Genomic DNA, 22468 nt, shown 5'->3' on the forward strand with positions numbered 1-22468 from the left:
GGGCTCACCCCGAACGCATTTGCAACCCGGTCCCAACAGGACCAGAACCAGAACGGACTCTGGTTATGAACGGGGGCAAACACGGGGCAAGGTCAAACACGGGGCAAGGTCACCGCCTGAGCAGGCCCGGTCAGCAGACGTGCAAATGCTGGGACGTCGAAGCCGATCCTGCGGTAGGCGACGCGCCGGACATCGTTGGGATATTGCAACGCACCACCCTGCTGATGTACGAGGGCGGTATAGGACAGGACCCGGTGAAAGCCCGGGTGGCTCTTCCGGCCGCCGATCCGCCGGACCACGCAATCGACGGCGACTGTGTCACGGACTCCCGCGGGGGCCGACCTGCCATCTTGCGCCTCCCGCACGGGTTTGCAGACGCTTCGCGTGCCGGGACGATGAAAGTCCCTATCCAACATGAACTTCGCACATCTCCGGAGCGAATGGGTTCCGAACACGGTCACGCGTGAATTATTGGCCGGCGCGGTGGTCGCCCTGGCCCTCATTCCAGAAGCCATCGCCTTCTCGATCATCGCAGGCGTCGACCCCAAGGTCGGCCTCTACGCCTCCTTCTGCATCGCCGTGGTCACCGCCTTCGCCGGTGGCCGGCCGGCGATGATTTCGGCCGCCACCGGCGCCATGGCGCTGCTCATGGTCGAGCTCGTGAAGGCCCACGGGGTGGGCTACCTGTACGCCGCCACCATCCTCACCGGCCTCCTTCAGGTCGTCGCCGGTGCGCTCCGCCTGGGAAACCTGATGCGGTTCGTGTCGCGCTCCGTGGTGACGGGCTTCGTCAACGCCCTGGCGATCCTGATCTTCATGGCGCAGATGCCCGAGCTCCTCGGCCAGGGCACCACGGTCTACGTCATGACCACCATCGGCCTCGGCATCATCTACGGGCTGCCGTACCTGACCAAGGCCGTGCCCGCGCCGCTGGTCACCATCGTCCTGCTCACCGCCATCTCGATGTCCTTCGGTCTCGGCATCCACAAGGTCGGCGACATGGGCGCGCTCCCCAGCGACTTGCCCTGGGTTGCGCTGCCGCAGGTGCCGTTTACCCTCGAGACTCTTGGGATCATCCTTCCGACTGCCCTGACACTGACCATGGTCGGGTTGCTGGAGAGCCTGATGACGGCGGCGATCGTCGACGAGATGACCGACACCAACTCGAACAAGAACCGTGAGTGCGCCGGTCAGGGCGTGGCCAACATCACCTCCGGATTTTTTGGCGGCATGGCTGGCTGCGCCATGATCGGGCAGTCGGTCATCAACGTGTCCTCCGGTGGGCGCGGCCGTCTCTCGACGTTGTTCTCGGGCGTGTTCCTGCTCTTCCTCATCGTGGTGCTCGGGCCCTACGTGGCACAGGTCCCGATGGCATCGCTCGTGGCCGTGATGATCATGGTCTCGATCAACACCTTCCAATGGAAGTCTCTGCGCACCCTGGTCACCCATCCGAAGGCGTCGAGCGTGGTCATGCTCGGCACCGTCGCGGTGGTGGTCGCTACTCACGACCTCGCCAAGGGCGTGCTGTTCGGCGTAATCTTGAGCGGACTATTCTTCGCCCACAAGGTCACAAAGTTCTTCGCCGTCCGGTCCTCCCGTAGCGAGCGCGACGTGCGGACCTATCAGGTGATTGGGCAGATATTCTTCGCCACGGCGGAAGCCTTCCACGCCGCCTTCGATTTTCGCGAGGAAGCACTGAAAGGAGTGGTGATCGACCTGCAAGCGGCGCACTTCTGGGACATCTCGGCCATCAACGCCCTCGACCGGGTCGTCCTGAAGCTTCGCCACCATGGCATCACGGTTGACGTCGTCGGCATGAACGAGGCGACAGCCACTATGGTCGAGCGCATTGGCACCCACGACAAGCCTGGGGCGACGTTCGCCGTCGGCGGTCACTAACTCGACGGCAGGCCATCCTCGCATCGCGTTGGCAGTGCGTGAGGATGGCCGCTTTGCGATCAACACGCTCAGAAGCAGTCATGCCGCTTCCCACCCCGAGCAGCCGGTCCGCACCCGATCCAAGTCGGTCGCCGTCGATGGATTGGAGCATTCTCGGAAGCAGATCTAAATCGCGTCTTTATCGAGTGTGGTTGTCTCCGCAGCACGCAAGTCGTGGCCCTGGTCTGAAGCGTAGGCATTGATGATCCCTGTCAGCAGACCGGGAAAGCGTGCCTCCACCTCGATCCAGCGGGAATGGTTGCGCACTTCGACGCCGTGACGCTCGCTGCGGATCAAACCGGCCTCGCGCAGAACCTTGAAGTGGTTGGACAGCGAGGATTTCGGGATGACCCGGTCCCCAACTGCCGAGACTGCCGAGCAGGCCTCGACACAGCCCGCCTGCATGATCTTGGCGAAGATGGCCGCGCGGCTCGGATCGGCGAGCGCGTGCAGGATCGCCGCTGGACGCACGTCCTCGATAGCGGGGTGAAACAGGGGTCTCATATTTCGTCCATATGGGGTCTTGAACGACGCTCCATTAGTTCCGAAGTTCCGAACTATGGGCCTAAGGCTGCCATTCCGGAGCCGGTCCCTGTCGGAGATAGCACACATGTCGAAGCTTGAGGGCAAGGTCGCCGTCGTGACCGGAGCATCCAAAGGCATCGGTGCGGCGATCGCCAGAGCGTTGGCCCAGGATGGCGCCGCTGTGGTGGTGAACTACGCGTCCAGCAGGGCCGGGGCTGACACCGTCGTGGCGGCCATAACCTCGGCCGGCGGAAGGGCCATCGCGGTCCAGGGCGATGTGTCCAAAGCGTCCGAGGCGCAGGGTGTGATCGAGGCGGCGGTGCGGGAGTTCGAGCGGCTCGACGTGCTGGTCAACAACTCCGGCATCTACGAGTTCGCGGCGATCGAAGAGGTCACAGAGGAACACTATCGCCGCCAGTTCGACGTCAACGTGCTCGGCATCCTGCTGTCGACCCGGGCGGCCGTGAAGCATCTCGGCGAAGGCGCGAGCATCGTGAATATTTCTTCGGCGATCACGCACGTGCATACGCCGGCGGCGGCGGTCTATGCGGGCACGAAGGGCGCGGTGAACGCGATCTCGGGCGTCCTCGCCAATGAGTTGGCCCCGCGCAAGATACGCGTGAACGTGGTCAGCCCCGGCTACGTGGTGACCGAAGGCACGCACACGGCCGGCATCTCCGGCTCGGAGATGGAAGCCGGGATGGTCGCACAGACACCTCTCGGCCGCGCCGGCCACCCGGATGACATCGCGGGCGTCGTGACGTTCCTCGCGTCCGATGACGCGCGCTGGCTTACCGGCGAGAACATCACCGCCAGCGGCGGTATTCGCTGAAACACAACGACTAGACCTGCGCGCACGGGCCAGACAGGGGCTGCGCGCAGGAGCGCAACGCAGGACGAGCGTTGTCGAACTACGTCAACCCTTCGATAGCGTCTGCTTTGCTGTCTCTCGCACCGGAAGCAGACCTGCGGCTTTCCACCCAATCCGGTCATTCGGAGCCACACGCCAGCGGGGCTGGACTTGGCCGAAAGCCGTCGGTCTTCTTTCAAGAAGGTCCGCCGGAAAAGCGGACGGACTGCTACCGATCCAACCCGGCCGCCCAAGCTGCCGACGGCGGTTCTCCAAGGCGGTTATTCTAAGGGTCGACCCTCATCCGGCGTTGGAGGGGACGCTCACCGCAGCCGCGTTGCGTCGATGACTAGGAAGTATTGGCAAGCCTCTGCCCCAAGATTGGTGAAGGCGTGTCCGGCATCGGCCTCGAAATACAGGCTGTCCCCCTCCTCGACCACGAGGGACCGCTCGCCGATGACGGCGCGCAGGCGCCCCTTCAGCACGAAGATGTATTCCGAGACGCCCCTGCGGTGAGCGACGAACTCCCCCGCCGTTGCTCCCGGCGGCAGGGTGTTGAGCACCATGTCGATTCCCCGGCCCGGCAGGACGGGCGAGAGGCAGCGGCGCAGGAAGCCCGTTTCCTCGTCGCGCAGCACCGGCTGACGGGCGGCGGGGATCAGCAGCACCTCCCGGTCGGTGGCGGGCGACATCAGGCGCGAGAAGGTCACGTCCAGGGCCTCGGCGAGGCGGGAGAGCACCGCCGTCGACGGTACCGCCTCGCCGCGCTCCACCTTGGAGATCATCGACCGGCTCACCCCCGACAGGGCGCTCAGCGCCTCCAGGGAGAAATCCCGCTCCTTGCGCCGCCGCCGGATCTCCCCGGCGAGCACCTGGAGCTGCGAGCGGGCCTCGGCGTCGGCCTGCTCGCGCCGCCCCTCTGTCATGACCGTCATCGGCACGTCGTCCTGGTCCCCCGGCCAGAGCGCTCCCTCGTTCCCGGAAGCTGGTGGGAGGGACTTAGCACGACCCGCGCGGCCGTGTCCGCCGGACCGGCGCGTCCGGATGGCACGCGGCTTGTATCGCCTTGAGTGGAAATTCCTCTTTCAAAGTGGATGTCCGACATGGTTGACGCCGCCCTCCCGATGGATGGAGCCCTGCTGGCCGCGCAGGATCCCGTGACCCCTGCGGACCGCCGCCAGATCGTCTGGTCGAGCGTTATCGGCACCACCATCGAGTGGTACGATTTCCTGATCTACGGCACGGCCAGTGCCCTGGTGTTCAACAAGCTGTTCTTCCCCAGCATCGATCCGGTGGTGGGGACCATCGCCGCGTTCGGCTCCTACGCCGTGGGCTTCCTGGCGCGGCCCCTCGGCGGGGCGGTGTTCGGCCATTTCGGCGACCGGGTCGGGCGCAAGGCCATGCTGGCCTTGACCCTGATGATCATGGGGATCGGCACATTCCTGATCGGCTGCCTGCCGACCTATGGGCAGATCGGCATCCTGGCCCCGGTCCTCCTCGTCGCCCTGCGCCTGGTCCAGGGCATCGGGATCGGCGGCGAATGGGGCGGCGCCGTGCTGATGGTGGTGGAGAGCGTGCCGCAGGAGCGGCGCGGCTTCTTCGGCAGCGTCGTCCAGCTCGGCTACCCGATCGGGGTGATCCTCTCGATCGGCGCCTTCGCCCTGACCGGCCTCCTGCCGGAGGAGGCGTTCCTGTCCTGGGGCTGGCGGGTGCCGTTCCTGGCGAGCGCGCCGCTGGTCCTCGTCGGCCTGTTCATCCGCCTGCGGCTGCACGAGACCCCGGCCTTCCGGGCGATCAAGGCGCGGGCGGCGACGGCCCGGTTGCCGGTGATGGAGATCCTCACCGAGCATCCGGGCCTGTTCCTGAAGGCGGTGGGCCTGAAGGTCTCGGAGATCGCCTATGTCAGCGTGGTGACCGTGTTCTCGATCTCCTACGTCACCGGGCAACTCGGGCTGTCGCGGGGCGTGATCCTCAACGGGATCCTGATCGCGGCGGTGATCGAACTCTTCACCATCCCGGCCTTCGGCTGGCTGTCGGACCGCTACGGCCGCAAGACCCTGTTCGTGGCCGCCTGCCTGTTCTCGATCGCCTTCGCCTTCCCGATGTTCCAGCTCCTCGACACGCGCAACCCGACCATCATCGCCCTGACGGTGGCGGTCGCCCTCAGCTTCGGCCAGGGCATCATGTTCGGGACCGGGGCCGCCTGGATGTCCGAGATGTTCCACGCCCGCCTGCGCTACAGCGGCGCCTCCCTCGGGTTCCAGGTCGGCGCGGCCCTGAGCGGCGGCTTCACCCCGCTGATCGCCGCCGCGCTCCTCGCCTGGAGCGGCGGGGCGACGTGGCCGATCTCAACCTACCTCATCGTCCTCGCCTGCGTAACGCTCGTGGCGACCTTCCTGGCGCCGGAGACGGCCCGGCAGCCCATCGACTGAGCGCAGCAACGGCCGCATCACTGAAGCGAAGCGACGCGATCACGCAGTGGACATCTTTCCACTAAAATGGAATAAAAACAGGCGAGAATGCCTCAAAGGAGGGCGGCTTTGACTCGAACGATCATCGTGACGGAGGCCGCCGCGCCGGCGGTGGGACCCTATGCCCAGGCCACCCGAGTGGGTGACCTCGTCTTCGCCTCTGGGCAGCTGCCGATCGACCCGGCCACGGGGGCGTTTCCAGAGGGGATCGAGGCGCAGACGCGCCGCTCGCTCGCCAACCTCGCGGCGGTGCTGGAAGCCGGCGGCGCCAGCCTAGCGAGCGTGGCCAAGACCACGGTGTTCCTGAAGGACATGAACGACTTCGCCGCGATGAACGCCGTCTACGCGGAGCATTTTTCCGAAGCCGCCCCGGCGCGCTCCACCGTGGAGGTGGCGCGCCTGCCGCGCGACGCCCTGGTCGAGGTCGAGGCCATCGCCCTCGCGACAGGACCCGCACGATGAGCACGACCTCGGCCCCTCCCCATATCGAGGCCTTCGCCCACAAGGTCGGCTCGGTCGCCCACGGCGTACCCGGTGGCGCCACCGGGTGGCAGGGCAGCCTGCTCCACATCCACATCGCCCCTGCGGCGAGCTACGAGATGGAGGAGCTGACGGAGGCCCGCTGCGTCGCCGGCCGGGGCATCGAGGGCGACCGCTATTGCCTCGGCACCGGCACCTACTCGCCCAAGGCCGACACCCGCGAGGTGACGCTGATCGAGCAGGAAGTCCTCGACGCCCTCGCGCGCAACGATCCACCGCTTCAGGAGGGGCCGATCCACTTGGCGCCCATCGACCACCGCCGCAATCTCACGGTGCGCGGCGTACCCCTCAACCACCTCGTCGGGCGTCGTTTCCAGGTGGGCGAGGTGATCCTGCGCGGGGGGCGGCTGAACTTCCCGTGCAAGTATCTTGAGGAACTGCTCGGCCTCCCCGTCTACCTGCCGCTCTACAACCGCTCCGGGCTCAACTGTGGGATCGAGCGCGGCGGCATCATCCGGCCGGGCGATCCGATTACCCTGGTGGAGTGAGGCGATGTCCGCACGCATCGTCATGAAGCTGACGGTTGAGGAGGCCATCGCCACCACCCCGGAGGTGGTGCGCCTCACCCTCGTCCATCCGCGGCGCCCCCAGTTGCCCGCATGGGAGCCCGGCGCCCATGTCGACCTGCGCCTCCCGGACGAGCGGGTGAGGCAGTACTCCCTCTGCGGCGACCCCGCCGACCGAAGCCGGTACGTCCTGGCGATCAAGCGCGAGGAAGCCGGGCGTGGCGGCTCGGCCTGGGCACACGCCCATCTCGGCGCCGGGGCGAGCGTCCCCATCTCGCACCCGCGCAACCATTTCCCCCTGGCTGCCGGGGCGCGGCACCACGTGCTCATCGGCGGCGGCATCGGCGTGACGCCCGTCGCCGCCATGGCCCGGCACTTGGCCGCGACGGGGGGCAACTTCACGCTCCATCTCTGCGCGCGCTCGGCCGCGCAGGCTCCCCTGCTGGAGGAGCTGCGCGCGGTCTGCGGCGAGCGCCTGCGCTGCTGGTTCTCCGCGGAGGGCGAACGGCTCGATCCCGCGACGCTCGGGCCGCCGGAGGACGGCGTCCACCTCTACGCCTGCGGACCCCAGAGCCTGACGGCGGCCGTGCAGGCGCTGGGCTGGCCGGCGGATCAGGTGCATGTCGAGCATTTCGCGCCTCTGGTCGATGAGGGCTACGTGCCCGAACCCTTCGACGTGCAGATCGCCTCGACCGGCGCGACCCTGCATGTCCCCGCTGAGACCTCGCTCTTGGAGGTCCTGCGCCAGAACGGGGTCAACATGCCCTCTTCCTGCGAGATCGGCGTGTGCGGCGCCTGCGAATGCGGCTACCGGGAAGGCGACGTGATCCACCGCGACGTCGTGCTGCCCCAGGCCAGACGCCGAGATCACCTGATGCCCTGCGTCTCCCGCGCCAGCGGGACCCTGACGCTCGCCCTCTGATCCCTCGCAGTGCGACCCCGGCTCATTGACCGGGGCGCCTCAGCCCTGGCACGGGCCGCTCGTGATCAAGGCTACCGTCTCGGACATGCCCTGAACGAGAAGATGCGGCGCCACGAGCTGAATCGCCCTGCCTGCAACGAGTGAGCGACCGCCGCTGGCTTTGCCGGACGGGCGCTTCGGGGCGAGTCCGCTTTTAAGTTCGGCGGTGACGCGATCAGATGGCTGCATTGGGCACCAAGCAGCCGCCCGAGCTTGACCCTCGATTGACTGCTTCGCGCGCAACTCGGTCATCGAGCTAGCCTCGACAATGCCTCATGAGCGGGCGCGATCGGACAGGCGCGGAGGCCTGAGAACGCCGGACAAATCCGCACTGAGCAGGTTATGCAGGTACGGACGCGCTCGTATCCGACGACCTCTGGGCGGTGGTCGAGCCGCTTCTGCCATCCGAGCTTTAGCAGCCGAAAGGCGGGAGGCCGCACTCCTCCACAGTGCCAGCCTGCCGGCAGAGTGGCCCCCGCGACGGGTCCGAACCCGACGGACCGCGGCCTCGTTCCTGCAAGCCTGCGGGTTGCCAGGTTCGGTGATCGTACCGAACCACCGCGAGCGGTCGTCCAATCACCGCCCGCGCAGAGTGGGACTTGTCCGATGAAGCGGCGTACGCTGTTGCAGGGAGCCGGAGCCGTCGTGGCGAGCGCAGTCGCGGCACCATCCCGGGTCCGCGCGGAGGCCACAACAACCCTGCGCTTCATCCCGCAGCAGGATCTCGTCACGCTCGATCCGGTGACGACCTTCGCGTACATCACCCGCAACCACGGCTACATGGTCTTCGACACGCTCTACGGCATGGACGGCGCCTTCCGCGCCACGCCGCAGATGGTCGAGGGCCACCGGATCGAGGAGGACGGGCGCCGCTGGGACCTGACCTTGCGCGAGGGCCTGCGCTTCCACGACGGGACCCCCGTGCTGGCCCGCGACTGCGTCGCCTCCCTGCGGCGCTGGGCCAAGCGCGACCCGTTCGGCGGCTCCCTGATGGAGGCGACCGACGAGCTGTCGGCGCCCGACGACCGGACGATCCGGTTCCGCCTCAAGCGCCCCTTCCCGCTCCTGCCGATCGCGCTGGGCAAGGCCTCGGTGCCGGTCTGCGCGATGATGCCGGAGCGCCTCGCCGTCACCGACCCGTTCCAGCAGGTGCCGGAACTCATCGGCTCGGGGCCGTTCCGCTTCAAGGCGGACGAGCGCGTGCCCGGCGACCGCACGGTTTACACCCGCTTCGAGGGCTACGTGCCCCGCACGGACGGCACACCCACCTGGACCTCCGGTCCGAAAATCGTCCACTACGACCGGGTGGAGTGGCGCGTCATCGGCGACACATCCACGGCCACCTCGGCGCTGGTCGCCGGCGAGGCGGATTGGCAGGAATACGCCTCGCACGACCAGCTCGGTCTGCTGAAGGCCGCCAAGGGCGTGACCACCCGCGTCCTCGACTCGACCGGCTTCGTGACGATGCTGCGGGTCAATCACCTGCAGCCACCCTTCAACAACCCGGCGATCCGGCGGGCGCTCTGGGGGGCGATCGACCAGACGTCCTGCATGCAGGGCGTGGTGGGCGCCGACGATCCCAGCCTGTTCCACGTGCCCCTCGGCTTCTTCTGTCCGGACACGCCGATGGCCTCGACGGACGGGCTCGGGCCGCTCACCACACCGCGGGATCCGGCCAAGGTGCGGGCCGACCTGAAAGCGGCCGGCTACGCCGGCGAAACCGTGCTGCTGATGGTGCCGTCGAACTCGGCCCCGCTTCTGGCGCTCGGCCAGGTCGCGGCCGACCTGCTCCAGCGCGTCGGCATGAATGTCGAGGTCTACGCGGTCGAGTTCAACGCGATGCTGCAGCGGCGCAACCGCAAGGGGCCGGTCTCCGAGGGCGGCTGGAGCGCCTTCGTCACCAACTGGTCCGGCATGGATTGGCTCAACCCCGCCGGCTACATCGCCCTGCGCGGCACCGGCGAGAGCGGCTATGCCGGCTGGGCCACGACCCCGCGGATCGAGACCCTGCGGGACGCGTGGTTCACGGCTCCGGACGAGGCGGCCCGCGCCGCCCTGTGCCGGGACATCCAGCTCCAGGCGATGGAGGACGTGCCCTACTACCCCCTCGGCCAGTACCTGCAGCCGACCGCATACCGTTCCCGCCTCACCGGGATCCTCGACGGGTTTCCGACATTCTGGAACGTCCGGCCCGCCTGAGGATCACGGCGCCGGGGCCTCACAGCCCCGGGAAGGTCGGCGGCGCGATGGCGTCGGGGCCGCGCCCGGCCCAGTCGAGCTGCCGGATCTGCGCCAGCGCACGGCCCTGCGCCTCCTCCAGCGCCGCCGCGGCCGCCGCGTAGTCGACCGTTAGGGCGCGGCCGTCGCGCACGATCTCGCGGCCGCCGACAAAGACCTGCCGGACCGCGCGGTCGCCGGCCGAGTAGATCAGCGACTGCACGGGATCGCGGCACGGCCGCATGGCCGGATGCGCGCAGTCGACGAGAACGAAGTCGGCCTTGCAGCCCGGCGCGAGCCGGCCGATGTCGTCGCGCCCGAGCGCCCTTGCGCCGCCCACAGTGGCGGCGTGGAACACGTCCGCCGCGCGGGTATCGCGGGGATTCTCGGCGACGACCCGGGCGAGGTACGCGACGAGGCGCATCTCGTCGAGCATGTTGTGCGGGTAGACGTCCGTGCCGATGCCCATGTTCACCCCGGCCTGGCGGTAGCGGCCGAAATGGTGGAGCGCGATGCCGCGGCGGGCGAAGACCGTCGGGCAATGGGCGACCGTGGCGCCGCGCTCGGCCAGGCGGCGCATGTCCGAGCCCGGGCTGTGCCAGTGGGTCCAGGGATGGTCGTCGAGGAAGATCCCGTGGCCCACGATCGTGCGCTCGGTGAGCACGCCGAGATCGTCGAGCCACTCGATCGGCGTCATCCCGGTGCGGCGGGTGATCTCGTGGAATTCCGACAGGGACTGCGCCGCATGGGTGTGGAACCGCAGGTCGCGCCGGACCGCCTCGGCATGGGCGTCGCGCATCAGCTCCGCCGTGCAGGTATCCACCTGCGCCGGGCAGAGCATGCCGGAGAGGCGCCCGCTCGGGTGGCGCTGCGCCGCCTCGATTTCGGCGAGCGCCTGCTCCAGGCCGCGCTGGCCCGCCGCCGCGTCCCACTCGTACTCGACGCTGTGGCCGTTCCGGGTGAGCCATCGCCCTGACCGGAACATCGGGGCGATGCAGACCCGCAGGCCCGACGCGCCGAGGCGATCGAGCCAGCCGTCGCTCGGCAAAGCGAGGTCGCAGACGGTGGTGACGCCCGAGAGCGCCAACTCGGCGAGCGCCACCCCGTAGGCGGCCCGCGTCCCCTCCGCGTCGGGCCGCAGGATCGGCAGGTATTCGTAGAGCGAGGTGTTGTAGAGCCGCTGGCTGCCGACCTCGTCCCACATGCCCTTGTTCATCGGCTCCGAGAACAGGTGGGTGTGGATGTCCACGAGGCCGGGCATGACCAGGCAGCCGGAGGCGTCGATGGTCCGGGCCGGCGGGGGGCCTGCGTAATCCGGACCGACATGGATCAGGACGCCGTCCTCGAACACCACGTCCGCGCCGGTGCGGTAGACGTGGCCGCCGCTGTCGGGATCCCAGGCGACGACCCACCGTGCCCCCGTCACCAGGGTGGCGCCGGCGCTCTTGTCCGCAGCATCGTCGTACATCGATACCCTCTCTCTGGCGCCGACGAGGCGGGCAAGATCGGTGCCTGATCGGGCCGGCATCGCGGCGCAGCGCGGCCCGAGTTTCGCATCGCGCGGGCCACTGTCATCAGCGGCAGGCCCGCGCGTCGGTTCCGCAGGAGGCGGCATGCATCATCGCGGCACCACCGGACCCGCGCGCATCCTGGTCATCAACCCGAACGCCTCCCGGGCGGTGACGGCCGCCATCGACGCGGCGCTGACGCCGCTGCGCCTGGCCGGCGGCCCCGTCATCGCGGTGACGGATCTGCCCGAGGGGCCGGCGGGCATCGCGACCCAGCAGGACGCGGATTTCGTGGTGATGCCGCTGGCCCGGCGCATCGCGGAGGATCCGGCGGACGCCTTCGTCATCGCCTGCTTCAGCGACCCCGGCCTGCATACGGCCCGCGAGGTCGCCGGCGGCAGGCCCGTGATGGGGATCGCCGAGTGGGGCCTCCTCCGGTCGCTCACCCTCGGCGAGCGCTTCGGCATCGTCGCCCTCTCGGAGGGCAGCGTACGGCGCCAGCGCCGGATGGTCCGCCAGATGGGCCTCGGCGAACGCTATGCCGGCAGCCGGCCCGTGGAGGCCCGGGCCGACGAGACGGCGGGGGAGGCGATCCGCGACCGCCTGATCGCGGCGGCCCGGACCCTGGTCGCGCGCGACGGCGCCGACGTCATCGTGCTCGGCTGCGCCGGCATGGCCCCGCACCGGGCCGCCGTCGAGCGGGCGGTCGGGTGTCCGGTCGTCGAGCCCTGCCAGCAGGCGGTGGCGGCGGCCCTCGGGGCGGTCCTGCTCCGGGCGGACCTGTAGGGAGACACCGGCGATGCACTACGACCTGCTGATCCGCGGCGGCACCTGCGTGACGCCCTGGGGCACCGAGGCGATCGATCTCGGCATCCGCGACGGGCGCATCGCGGCCCTCGCGACCCCGGCCGGCGCGACCGCGGAGGCGGTGATCGACGCCGCGGGCCTGCACGTCCTGCCCGGCCTGATCGACAGCCACGTCCACCTGCGCGACCCCGGCGACCCGGCGGTGGAGACGATCGAGACCGGCACGCGGGCCGCGGTGCTGGGCGGGATCGCCACCCTGTTCGACATGCCCAACACCGTCCCGCCGATTGCCGATACCGAGCGCCTCGCGTGGAAGCGCGACTACGTTGCGGGCCGGAGCTGGTGCGACATCGGCCTCTACGTGGCCGGCACGAAGGCCAATATCGACGCGCTCGCCGCGCTGGAGCGCGCGCCGGGCGTCTGCGCCGTCAAGGTCTTCGCCGGCAGCTCCACGGCGGCGCTGATGATCGAGGACGACGCGCATCTCGAACGCGCCATGCGCGCCGGCCACCGGCGCATGGCCTTCCACAGCGAGGACGAGGACCGGCTCCAGGCCCGCAAGCCGCTGTTCAGCCGGGGCCAGCCGTACCGGACCCACATGGAATGGCGCGACCCGGAATGCGCCTTCCTGGGCACGCGCCGCCTCATGGCGCTGGCGCGGAAGACCGGCCGGGCGACCCATATCCTGCACGTCTCCACCGCCGAGGAACTCGCCTACCTGCGCGATTTCCGCGACGTCGCCACCGTGGAGGTGCTGGTCAATCACCTCACGCAGGTGGCCCCGGACTGCTACGACACCCTCGGTGGCTTCGGCGTCATGAACCCGCCGATCCGCGACGAGCGCCACCGGGCGGCCGCCTGGGCGGCCGTGCGCGACGGGACCGTCGACACGATCGGCAGCGATCACGCGCCCCATGCGCGGGCCGCCAAGGAGCGGCCCTGGCCGGACTGCCCGGCCGGCCTCACCGGGGTCCAGACCCTGGTGCCGATCATGCTCGACCACGTCGCGGCCGGGCGCCTGCCGCTGGCGCGCTTGGTCGACCTGATGGCGGCCGGCCCGGCCCGCGTCTACGGGCTCCGCGGCAAGGGCCGGATCGCCGCCGGCTACGACGCCGACTTCACCCTCGTGGACCTGAAGGCGCGCCGCAGGATCGAGGAATCCTGGATCGTCTCGCCCTGCGGCTGGACGCCCTTCGCCGGCACCGAGGTCACCGGCTGGCCCGTCGCCACGCTCGTGCGCGGCCACCTCGTGATGCGCGACGACGCGGTGCTCGGCACGCCCGTCGGCGGCCTCGCGCGCTTCGCCGCATGATGAGGCCCGCCCTCAGCCGTCGCAGGTTTCCACCGCCAGCCAGGTGGTGAGGATCGCGACGGCGTCGAGAAGGTCGTCGATCGCCATGGCCTCGTCGGGGTTGTGGCTGCCGTTGGCGTTGCGCACGAACAGCATGGCCATCGGCACGCCGGCCTTGGCGAAGGCGGCGGCGTCGTGCGAGGCCGGGCTGCCGAGGGGCCGGGTGGCGATGCCGAGCGCGTCCGCGGCCGCCGCGAGCCCGTCGCGGATCCGGGGCGAAACCGCGCCGACGCCCGCCTCGGCGCGGGGCCCGAGGGCCACCGTGACACCGCGGCGCTCCGACACGTCCGTCACGGCGGCCAGGAATGCGGCCTCTAAGGCCGCCAGCACCTCGGCCGCGTAGGCCCGCATGTCGAGGCTGAACCGGAACTCGCCGGGGACGGTGGTCAGGCCGTGGGCCGCGGCATCGGTGTGGAACCGGCCGAAGGTGACGGCCATCGGGCAGCCGGCGGCCTCGCGCTCCGCCCAGACCCGATCGAGGGCCAGGGCGATCTCGGCGCCCGCCATGGCTGCATCGCGGCGGAAGCGGCGGGGCGTTCCGACATGGTCGTAGCGCCCGACGATCCGGACGTCGGGGTAGCGGACGTTGCCGGGGATCCCGGTGCAGAGGCCCACCGGGATCCCGGCCTCCTCCAGGCTCGGCGCCTGCTCGATATGCACCTCCAGGAAGGCGTGGATCGCGGCGGCGTCGAGGGCGGGCGGGCCGCTGCGCAGCACCTCCGGGTCGCCGCCCTCCCGGGCGATGTGCGCGGCGAGGCTGAGGCCGCTGTCGATCCGGGCGGCGTCGAGCGCCCCGTCCGGCAGGGTTCCGAGGGCCGCCCGGCTGCCGATGTAGGAGACCTGGAACCAGACGCTCTCCTCGGCGCGGATGCCCATGACGGTGATGTCGCGCGCCGGGGTCAGCCCCAACTCGCGGAGCGCCGCGACGGCGGCGAGACCGGCCACCACCCCGGCGGCGCCGTCGAAATTGCCGCCGTGGGCCACGGTGTCGAGGTGGGAGCCGATCAGGATCGGCGGCAGGCTCCGGTCCCGCCCCGGCAGCGTCAGGGTGGTGTTGGCGGCCGCATCCCGCCCGATCGCGAGGCCGAGAGCGGCGGCGCAGCGCATCACCACCGCGTGCGCCGCACTCTCCTCCGGACTGTAGGAGGCCCGCGTGAACCCGGGATCGGTCCGGCCGCACCGGGCGAGGTCGTCGAACAAAGCCGCCACCCGGCCGCGCTGCGCGCGGACCGCCGTGCCGATCGCCGATACCGTGTCCATCCCGCCGCTCCCGGTGCGCGGGCCCGGGGCGGACCGCGACGGCGCCATCCTGCCACTTTCGTGCCGGCGTCGGTGATGTCGCGACAGGGTCGCGGCGTCGCGGAGATCCGGCCACCCGGCAGCCCACGGCTTCGCCGGCACGCCCGCCGGTCCGCGCCGCGTCCGGCGAGGGCACCCCGACCGGCGCGTCCGTCCGCGCCCGGTCGGACACGGCTTCCGACTGATGCCGTCGCTGGATGCAGGCATCCCGTCGACGCGCTACGGGCGACACCAGTTCGGCACCCGATACGAGAATTTTGACGTTCTCGGCACAGGACCGCCCGCAGCGCGCACAAATGCTGCCAATATGCGCAAGGCCCATGCCGGCCTGCAGCCTCTTTGACCTTCCCGTCTCCCGGCCCCCGGCCGACAATCGGGCGGTCCATCCAGGGAGCTTCGGGGTCGATGACGCATCTCACGCGACGCGGCGTCTTGGGCACAGGCATCTCGGGCACGGCGGCGCTGCTCGCAGGCCCGGCCCTCATCCGGCCGGCCTTCGCCGCCGACACCGTCAAGCTCGGCTGCCTGTTCTCGTCCTCGGGCACGATGGCCAATCTCGAGGGCCGGCTGAACCACGTGGTCCGCATGGCCGCCGACGCGATCAACGGGCGCGGCGGCGTCAACGGCCGCCAGATCGAGGTGCTGACCTCCGATCCCGCCTCCGACTGGCCGCTCTACGCGCAGGTCGGGCGGCAGATGCTCCAGCAGGAGAAGGTCGCGGCCCTGTTCGGCTGCTGGACCTCCGTGTCGCGCAAGTCGGTGCTGCCGGTGGTCGAGCAGAATGACGGGCTGCTGTTCTACCCGCTCCATTTCGAGGGCGACGAGAATTCCAAGAACGTCGTCTACGTGAACTCGCCGCCCGCGAGTTCGGTGCTGCCGGCGGTCGACTACCTGATGGGCCCGGACGGGGTCGGGGCGAAGCGGTTCTTCCTGATCGGCTCGGACTACGTCTGGCCGCGCACGATCAACAAGCAGCTCAAGGGCTACTGGAAGAGCAAGGGCATCCCCGAGAGCGCGTGGCGCGAGGAATACGTGCCGTTCGGCTTCTCGAACTTCCAGACGCTGGTGAATCAGGTCCGCAGCTTCGCCAGCCAGCCGGGCGGTCAGGCGATCGTGGTGCTCACCGTGGTCGGCTCCTCGATCCCCGACTTCCTGCGCGAATTCGCCAACCAGGGCATCAGCGCCACCGACGTGCCGATTCTCGGCCTCGACATGGTGGAGGCGGACCTTGAGGGGCTCGATACCGCCAAGCTCGTCGGCCACCTGAACTGCTGGGCCTATCTCCAGGCCGCCAAGGGCGAGCGCAACCAAAAGTTCCTCGCCGACTGGGCCGCCTACGTGAAGGCCAAGAACGTCCCGTTCAGCGCCGACACGGTGATCGACCCGATGGTCTCGGCCTATGACAGCGTCAACCTCTGGGCGCTCGCCGCCGCCAAGGCCGGCTCCTTCGCGGTGCCGGAGGTGCGCAAGGCCTTCGCGGGGCTCAGCTTCGACGACCCGTCGGGCTACACGCTGACCATGACGGGGGAGAACAACTACGTCTCCCGCGGCGTGTTCATCGGCTCGGTCAACGAGAAGCGCGGCTTCGACGTCCTCTGGCAATCCCCGGACGCCCCCAAGCCGGTCCCGTTCAGCCCCTATGGCTGATCGGCTCCGCGCGCTCCTGGCCCTCTGCTGTCTGGCGCTGCTGACGGCTCCGGCCAGCGCCGCGCCAATCGACCGGGCGGCCTTCGCGGCGGGTCTGTGCGGGGACGGCGCCGCGCAGGTCCGCGCGGCCGAGGGTCTCGTGCAAGCCGGCGGCGATCTGGCGGCCGACGACCTCGCCTATGCCGGCGGGCTCCTCGGCGCGCTGGCCGAGCGCCGTCTCGCCTGCCCGGCGGAGGGCGCACTCCTGCTCGACCGCCCGGGCGCATCCGAGGGGCGCGATGCGGTCAGCGGCGCGCCGCGTCCGGCCGCCGAGGCGCGCGCGCCGGTCCTCGGCCTACGCCAGCGGGCCGCCGTCGAGACCGCGCGCGGCACCGTCGCTCTGTTGACCGGCCCGGATCCGGCCGCCCGCAGCGCCGGTCTCGCGATCCTGGAACGGCGCATCGCCACCGTTCCGGCTTCGGTCCTCGACCGGGCGCGGGACGCGGAGACGGATGCCGGCCTGAAGGGGACGATCGCCGGTCTCGCCCAGGCCGCCGCCCTGTCGTCGCCCGATCCGGCCCGGCGCCGGGCGGCGATCGCCGCCGTGGCCGCGAGCCCGTCCGGGGCCGCTGAGGCGCGCCTCGCGGCGCTGAAGAGCGATCCGGCCTACGCCGCCGATCCGGCCTTCCGGGCGGCCCTCGATGCCGGCCTCGCGCAGGTCTCCCGGGCGGTGGCGATCGGCGACGGGCTCGCGGTCGTCTACAACGGCCTGAGCTTCGCCAGCATCCTGTTCATGGCGGCGGCCGGGCTCGCGATCATCTTCGGGCTGATGGGCGTGATCAACCTCGCCCAGGGCGAGTTCATCATGCTCGGCGCCTATGCCACCTACGGCGTGCAGGAGGCCTTCCGTCGCCTCGCCCCCGGCCTGCTCGACCTCTACCTGCTCGCCGCCATCCCGGTGGCGTTCGGGGCGGTCGCCCTGGTGGGCATCACGGTCGAGGCGCTGATCCTGCGCCACCTCTACCGGCGGCCGCTGATGAGCCTGCTCGCCACCTGGGCGGTGAGCCTGTTCCTGGTGAACCTCGTCCGCGTGACGGTCGGCACCCAGAACCTGCAATTCGTCATGCCGGCCTATGTCAGCGGCGGCGTGCCCCTCTACGCCGACTTCGTCATGACCTGGAACCGGCTGTTCGCCATCGCCTTCGCGGCCGCGACCCTCGTCCTGACGCTCGTGATCCTGCGCCGCACCCCGCTCGGCCTCGACATCCGCGCCGTCACCCAGAACCGCGACATGGCGGCCTGCCTCGGCCTGCCGACCCGCCGGGTCGACCGGCTCGCCTTCGGGCTCGGCTCGGGCCTGGCCGGGCTTGCCGGGGTGGCGCTCTGCCCGATCTACAGCGTCAATCCCGGCATGGGCTCGGGCTTCATCGTCGACAGCTTCATGGTCGTGGTGCTGGGCGGCGTCGGCAGCCTCGTCGGGACCCTGGTGGCGGCCGTCGGCGTCGGCGGCGCCAACGTGCTGATCGAGCCGATCTCCGGCGCGGTCGCCGCCAAGGTGATCGTGCTCGTCGGCATCATCCTGTTCCTGCAGCGCCGGCCCGAGGGGCTGTTCGCCGTGCGGCGGCGGCGATGAGCGGCGCCGTGCAGACCGCCCTCGCCGCCCCCGCCGGACCGGGGCGCCGCGCCATGCGCGATCCCCTGGTCGCCGGCCTCGTCGGGCTCTGCCTCGCGGCCGCGGTCGGGCTCTTCGTGGCACCGCCCGCCCCGTATCTCGTCAACGCGGTGGGTCAGCTCGCCGCCTTCGCGATCCTCGCCGTGTCGCTGGATCTGGTCTGGGGCTATCTCGGGATCCTCAGCCTGGGGCACGGGCTGTTCTTCGCCATCGGCGGCTATGTCTGCGCCATGCACCTGCTGGCCCAAGGCGTGGCCGTGACCGGCGTGCTGCCGGACTTCGTGCAGTTCATGGGCTGGAAGAGCCTGCCGGCCTACTGGACGGGCCTCGACCACGCGGCCTACGCCTTCGTCCTCGCCCTGGCGCTCGCCGGCCTCGTCGCCTTCGTGTTCGGGCTGGCCTCGTTCCGCTCGCGGGTCAACGGCGTCTACTTCTCGATCATCAGCCAGGCGCTCGTCTACGTCGCGATGCTGCTGATGTACCGCAACGATACCGGGCTCGGCGGCAACAACGGCATGACCGGCTTCCCGCTGCTGTACGGCTGGCCGATGGGCTCCCCCGGCGTCGTCACGGGGCTCGCCGTCGCCGCCCTGCTGACGCTGGCGGCGGTGCTCGCCGGCACGCGGCTCCTCGTCGGCAGCGCGGTCGGGCGGCGGATGCTCGCCTGCCGCGACGACGAGACCCGCCTGCGCACGCTGGGCTACAGCACCACCCGGCTCAAGCTCGGGATCTGGTGCCTCTCGGCCATGATCGCGGCGCTCGCCGGCATCCTCTACGTGCCGCAGGTCGGCATCATCAACCCGCGGGTGCTGGCCCCCGACCTGTCCATCGAGATCGCCGTCTGGGTGGCGATCGGCGGGCTCGGGCGGCTCGGCGGGGCGGTGATCGGCGCGATCCTGGTCAACGGCCTGAAGTTCTGGCTCAGCGCCGCGATGCCGGAGGCGTGGCCGTTCATCCTGTCCGGGCTGGTGCTCGTCGTGGTGCTGGTCCTGCCGAACGGCCTCCTCGACCTCGTGGGCTGGCGCCCGCGCCCGACCTGGCTGCGGGGCGCCCGATGACCGCCCTCACCATCGACGCCCTGACGGTCGCCTTCGGCCGCTTCACGGCCCTCGATGCCGTCTCGCTCGCGGTCGATCCCGGCGAGGTGCGGGCCGTGATCGGCCCGAACGGCGCCGGCAAGACCACCCTGCTCGACGTGATCTCAGGGATCACCAAGCCGGTCTCCGGCCGCGTGATGCTCGGCGACCGGATCGACCTGACCAAGCGCTCCGAGGCCGAGATCGCGAAGGCCGGCGTGCGGCGCAAGTTCCAGAAGCCCAGCGTCTTCCCCGCGCTCACTGTGCGCGAGAACCTGGAGATCGGCTGCGGGCCCGCGCTCCCCGCCCGCGAGCGGCCCGCCCGCATCGCCTCCGTCCTCGGCGAGATCGGCCTCGGACCCCGCGCCGAGGTGCCGGCCGGCCGCCTCGCCCACGGCGAGAAGCAGTGGCTGGAGATCGGCATGGTGCTCGCCGCCGAGCCGGCGCTGCTCCTGCTCGACGAGCCCGTGGCCGGGCTCTCCGACGCCGAGACCGCCCAGACCGCCGCGCTGATCCGGAGCCTGCGCAGGCCGGACCGGGCGATCCTGGTGATCGAGCACGACATGGGCTTCGTCGAGGCCATCGCCGACCGGGTGACGGTGCTGCACGAGGGCCGGACCCTCTACGAGGGCAGCATGGCAGGCGCCCGCCACGATGCCCGGGTGATCGAGGTGTTCCTCGGCCGATGACGCAAGCGTGTGCATCTCCGCCCGCCCGCCTCGCCGTAGAGGGGCTCGACCAGCATTACGGCAGCGCGCAGGTGCTGCGCGGGATCGGCCTCGACGTCGAGCCGGGCGCCTGCCTCGCCGTGCTCGGCCGCAACGGCGCCGGCAAGACCACGCTGCTGCGCTGCCTTACCGGCCTGATCCCGGAAAGCCGCGGCCGGATCGCCCTCGACGGGACCGAGCTGACGCGCCTGTCGCCCGACCGGCGCGCTCGCTCGGGCCTCGCCTACGTGCCGCAGGGGCGCGAAATCTTTCCCGACCTGACCGTCGCCGAGAATCTGCGGGTGGCGGCCCGGGCCCACGGGCTGGAGCGGACCGACGCAATTGACGAGGCGGTCGCCCTGTTCCCGGCGCTTCGCGGCCTCTGGCACCGCCCGGGGGGCAACCTCTCGGGCGGCCAGCAGCAGCAGCTCGCCATCGCCCGGGCGCTCGCCACCCGGCCCCGCGCGCTCCTCCTCGACGAGCCGACCGAGGGCATCCAGCCCTCGATCGTCGCCGCGATCGAGGCGGTGATTGCCGGGCTCAAGGGCCGGATCACCGTGCTGCTCGTGGAGCAGTATCTCGATTTCGCCCTCCGGGTCGCCGATTCCGTGGTGGTCTTGTCCCGCGGCAGCGTCGTCGAGCGCGGCGATCCGAAGGTGCTGAACCCCGAAGCCCTCACCCGTCACATCGCCGTCTGACATCCGTAGAAGGAGCCGCCGTGTCGACCCATCACGAGATCCCCGCGACGCCCGAGACCATGGTGCTCGGCTATTTCGACGCCGCGCTGCCGCCCGTGCTGACCGTGAAATCGGGCGACACCGTCACCCTGCACTCGCATCCGGCGGGCGGGCGCGAGTCGCTCCACCCCGACTCCGCCCGGGTGCCGGCCGACCTGCTCCACGCCCTCGACACCCTGGAGCGGGGCCCCGGCCCGCACTTCGTCACCGGCCCCGTCCACGTGGAGGGCGCCGAGCCGGGCGACATGCTGCAGGTCGACATCCTCGACCTGAAGTTCCGCCTCGACTGGGGCTTCGTGGCGATCCTGCCGCTCCTCGGCACCCTGCCGGACGAGTTCACCGAGTACGAGACCGTCCACGCCGACATCGACACCGCCCGCGGCCTCTGCCGCCTGCCCTGGGGCACGGAGCTGCCCCTCGACCCGTTCTTCGGCATCATGGGCACCGCCCCGCCCCCCGCCTGGGGCCGGGTCGGCAGCCCGGTGCCCCGCGCCTTCGGCGGCAACATGGACAACAAGGAATTGAAGGTCGGCACGACCCTCTACCTGCCGGTGTTCAACCCTGGCGGCGGATTCTACGCGGGCGACGGCCACGGCGTGCAGGGCGACGGCGAGGTCTGCATCACCGCCCTGGAGACTGGGCTGACCGGCACGTTCCGCCTCACCGTGCGCAAGGATCTCCCGGGCGCGTGGCCCTTCGCCGAGACGCCCACCAACCTGATGTCGATCGGCCTGCACGAGAGCCTCGACGAGGCGATGCGCCAAGCCGTGCGCGAGATGGTGCGCCTCGTCTGCGCACGCACCAGCCTCACCCGCAACCAGGCCTACATGCTGTGCTCGCTCGCCGGGAACCTGCGGATCACCCAGACGGTCGACGGCAACAAGGGCGTGCACATGCTGATGCCCAAGACTGCCCTCGCGTCGACGTCCGGGGCCGCCTGAGCGCATTCTCGGCTGATGCTGCCTCCTCCGTCTTTGCGAGCGCAGCGAAGCAATCCGGCAGCGCTCCGTTCAACGGTCCCGCTGCCCTGGGTCGCTTCGCTGCGCTCGCGATGACGGGGAGGCAGCATCAGCCGATTCCTGCAGATGGAGACCGCCTCAGTTCGCGCTGCGTCCGAAGGCGAACCGGCCGACACAGGCTTGGGCGCCGCGATGGTGCGGCGGCTGGCTCAGGCTCGCGCGCTCCGTCGTGGCCGGTGCCCCGCGCCCCGGCTGGACGAGCAGGGCTGCCCGAAGCCGCAGCACCTCCGCCCGGAGGCCGGCATTCTCCCGCTCGACCTGATCGAGCCGGGCCACACCGGCGGGCTTCAGGCCGCCGAGGCGTCTTCGCCAGCGGTAGAAGGTGCCGAGCGAGACATGGGCGCTGGCGCAGATCGCGGCGATCGGTATGCCCCGCGCGGCCTCGTCCAGCAGGAAGGCAATCTCCTCGTCCGTGTGCAGGGATCGACGCATGCAGGGTCTCCCGGTTCGGCAGCCTCGGGGCACTCTTCGGGCGGAGGATCAGCAAGAAGCGGACCGGCCGCGACGGGCCGACCGCGGCGCTTTCGTGCCGCGAAGCCCGCGATCCGGGCCGGCGGCCGCCGATTCGCGTAACCGGCGCTCGGTTCTGCGGACTCCGTGCGCTTGGGTCTGCGGGGACTTGTTAGGCGCGCGTGGATCGGCGCTGCGACCGCATCGG

At 70.5% G+C, this 22468-nt stretch carries 20 protein-coding genes and 1 other annotated feature; of the genes, 15 read left to right on the forward strand and 5 right to left on the reverse strand.

Going from position 1 to position 22468, the window contains the following annotated elements; translation table 11 throughout:
- The first annotated feature begins 244 nt into the window (after positions 1-244).
- Positions 245-300 (forward strand) — a sequence feature (sul1 is cis-regulatory element that is thought to sense ions involved in sulfur or methionine metabolism; They are found in Alphaproteobacteria).
- 114 nt (positions 301-414) lie between these two features.
- Entirely contained in the window at positions 415-1899 is a 1485-nt protein-coding gene (locus ABIC70_RS27415; protein WP_354442255.1) for a SulP family inorganic anion transporter, read from the forward strand.
- A 165-nt stretch (positions 1900-2064) separates the two neighbouring features.
- Here ABIC70_RS27415 and ABIC70_RS27420 read toward each other — a convergent pair whose 3' ends face one another.
- Positions 2065-2442 (reverse strand): ArsR/SmtB family transcription factor, encoded by a 378-nt coding sequence (locus ABIC70_RS27420; protein ID WP_354442257.1) that lies wholly within the window; start codon positions 2440-2442, stop codon positions 2065-2067.
- A 106-nt stretch (positions 2443-2548) separates the two neighbouring features.
- Between ABIC70_RS27420 and ABIC70_RS27425 the strand changes: the two genes are divergently transcribed.
- On the forward strand, positions 2549-3295 hold the full coding sequence (locus ABIC70_RS27425) for a glucose 1-dehydrogenase (RefSeq protein WP_354442259.1): 747 nt from the start codon (positions 2549-2551) through the stop codon (positions 3293-3295).
- Between the two features lie 341 nt (positions 3296-3636).
- On the opposite strand, the gene ABIC70_RS27430 is transcribed toward ABIC70_RS27425, so the two are convergent.
- Positions 3637-4248 (reverse strand): helix-turn-helix domain-containing protein, encoded by a 612-nt coding sequence (locus tag ABIC70_RS27430; RefSeq protein WP_043385352.1) that lies wholly within the window; start codon positions 4246-4248, stop codon positions 3637-3639.
- A gap of 168 nt (positions 4249-4416) precedes the next feature.
- On the opposite strand from ABIC70_RS27430, the gene ABIC70_RS27435 reads away from it, so the two are divergent.
- The 5 genes from ABIC70_RS27435 (at position 4417) to ABIC70_RS27455 (ending at position 9990) form a co-directional block, all read left to right on the forward strand.
- Entirely contained in the window at positions 4417-5745 is a 1329-nt protein-coding gene (locus ABIC70_RS27435) for an MFS transporter (protein WP_499854584.1), read from the forward strand.
- A 108-nt stretch (positions 5746-5853) separates the two neighbouring features.
- Positions 5854-6246 carry a Rid family detoxifying hydrolase gene (locus ABIC70_RS27440; protein WP_043385356.1) on the forward strand — a complete coding sequence of 131 codons (393 nt, stop codon included), beginning with the start codon at positions 5854-5856 and terminating at the stop codon, positions 6244-6246.
- Complete coding sequence (locus ABIC70_RS27445) at positions 6243-6812, forward strand: MOSC domain-containing protein (RefSeq protein ID WP_179698056.1); 570 nt, start codon at positions 6243-6245, stop codon at positions 6810-6812. Before ABIC70_RS27440 ends, ABIC70_RS27445 begins: the two co-directional genes overlap by 4 nt.
- 4 nt (positions 6813-6816) lie before the next feature.
- Positions 6817-7752: a PDR/VanB family oxidoreductase gene (locus ABIC70_RS27450; protein WP_053610422.1), complete on the forward strand. Its 936-nt coding sequence runs from the start codon at positions 6817-6819 to the stop codon at positions 7750-7752.
- A 645-nt stretch (positions 7753-8397) separates the two neighbouring features.
- A complete protein-coding gene (locus ABIC70_RS27455) occupies positions 8398-9990 on the forward strand; it encodes an ABC transporter substrate-binding protein (RefSeq protein WP_043385364.1) in 1593 nt (530 codons plus the stop codon).
- Positions 9991-10009: 19 nt separating this feature from the next.
- Here ABIC70_RS27455 and ABIC70_RS27460 read toward each other — a convergent pair whose 3' ends face one another.
- Positions 10010-11476 (reverse strand): amidohydrolase family protein, encoded by a 1467-nt coding sequence (locus tag ABIC70_RS27460; RefSeq protein ID WP_043385367.1) that lies wholly within the window; start codon positions 11474-11476, stop codon positions 10010-10012.
- A gap of 145 nt (positions 11477-11621) precedes the next feature.
- Between ABIC70_RS27460 and ABIC70_RS27465 the strand changes: the two genes are divergently transcribed.
- A complete protein-coding gene (locus ABIC70_RS27465; RefSeq protein ID WP_354442263.1) occupies positions 11622-12302 on the forward strand; it encodes an aspartate/glutamate racemase family protein in 681 nt (226 codons plus the stop codon).
- Positions 12303-12315: 13 nt separating this feature from the next.
- Entirely contained in the window at positions 12316-13635 is a 1320-nt protein-coding gene (locus ABIC70_RS27470; RefSeq protein ID WP_043755395.1) for a dihydroorotase, read from the forward strand.
- A 12-nt stretch (positions 13636-13647) separates the two neighbouring features.
- Here ABIC70_RS27470 and ABIC70_RS27475 read toward each other — a convergent pair whose 3' ends face one another.
- Positions 13648-14934: a hydantoinase/carbamoylase family amidase gene (locus ABIC70_RS27475; RefSeq protein WP_354442265.1), complete on the reverse strand. Its 1287-nt coding sequence runs from the start codon at positions 14932-14934 to the stop codon at positions 13648-13650.
- 444 nt (positions 14935-15378) lie between these two features.
- Between ABIC70_RS27475 and ABIC70_RS27480 the strand changes: the two genes are divergently transcribed.
- Genes ABIC70_RS27480 through ABIC70_RS27505 form a run of 6 tightly spaced genes read left to right on the forward strand, consistent with a single transcriptional unit; the run spans position 15379 to position 21732 of the window.
- Positions 15379-16620 carry a transporter substrate-binding protein gene (locus ABIC70_RS27480; protein ID WP_354442267.1) on the forward strand — a complete coding sequence of 414 codons (1242 nt, stop codon included), beginning with the start codon at positions 15379-15381 and terminating at the stop codon, positions 16618-16620.
- A complete protein-coding gene (gene urtB / locus ABIC70_RS27485) occupies positions 16613-18232 on the forward strand; it encodes an urea ABC transporter permease subunit UrtB (RefSeq protein ID WP_354442269.1) in 1620 nt (539 codons plus the stop codon). The genes ABIC70_RS27480 and urtB overlap by 8 nt, the downstream gene beginning before the upstream one ends.
- Positions 18229-19329, forward strand: a complete 1101-nt coding sequence (urtC, locus tag ABIC70_RS27490; protein WP_354442271.1) for an urea ABC transporter permease subunit UrtC — start codon at positions 18229-18231, stop codon at positions 19327-19329. The genes urtB and urtC overlap by 4 nt, the downstream gene beginning before the upstream one ends.
- Entirely contained in the window at positions 19326-20036 is a 711-nt protein-coding gene (locus tag ABIC70_RS27495; protein ID WP_053610415.1) for an ATP-binding cassette domain-containing protein, read from the forward strand. Before urtC ends, ABIC70_RS27495 begins: the two co-directional genes overlap by 4 nt.
- Entirely contained in the window at positions 20033-20752 is a 720-nt protein-coding gene (gene urtE / locus ABIC70_RS27500) for an urea ABC transporter ATP-binding subunit UrtE (RefSeq protein ID WP_043385382.1), read from the forward strand. The genes ABIC70_RS27495 and urtE overlap by 4 nt, the downstream gene beginning before the upstream one ends.
- A gap of 20 nt (positions 20753-20772) precedes the next feature.
- Positions 20773-21732, forward strand: coding sequence for an acetamidase/formamidase family protein (locus tag ABIC70_RS27505; protein ID WP_354442274.1), 960 nt, complete (start codon positions 20773-20775; stop codon positions 21730-21732).
- Between the two features lie 156 nt (positions 21733-21888).
- Here the strand turns inward: ABIC70_RS27505 and ABIC70_RS27510 are convergent, their stop codons facing one another.
- On the reverse strand, positions 21889-22242 hold the full coding sequence (locus tag ABIC70_RS27510; protein ID WP_043352705.1) for a transposase: 354 nt from the start codon (positions 22240-22242) through the stop codon (positions 21889-21891).
- Positions 22243-22468: the final 226 nt, after the last annotated feature.

This window comes from Methylobacterium sp. 1973, from assembly GCF_040545035.1.
Taxonomy (GTDB): domain Bacteria; phylum Pseudomonadota; class Alphaproteobacteria; order Rhizobiales; family Beijerinckiaceae; genus Methylobacterium; species Methylobacterium fujisawaense.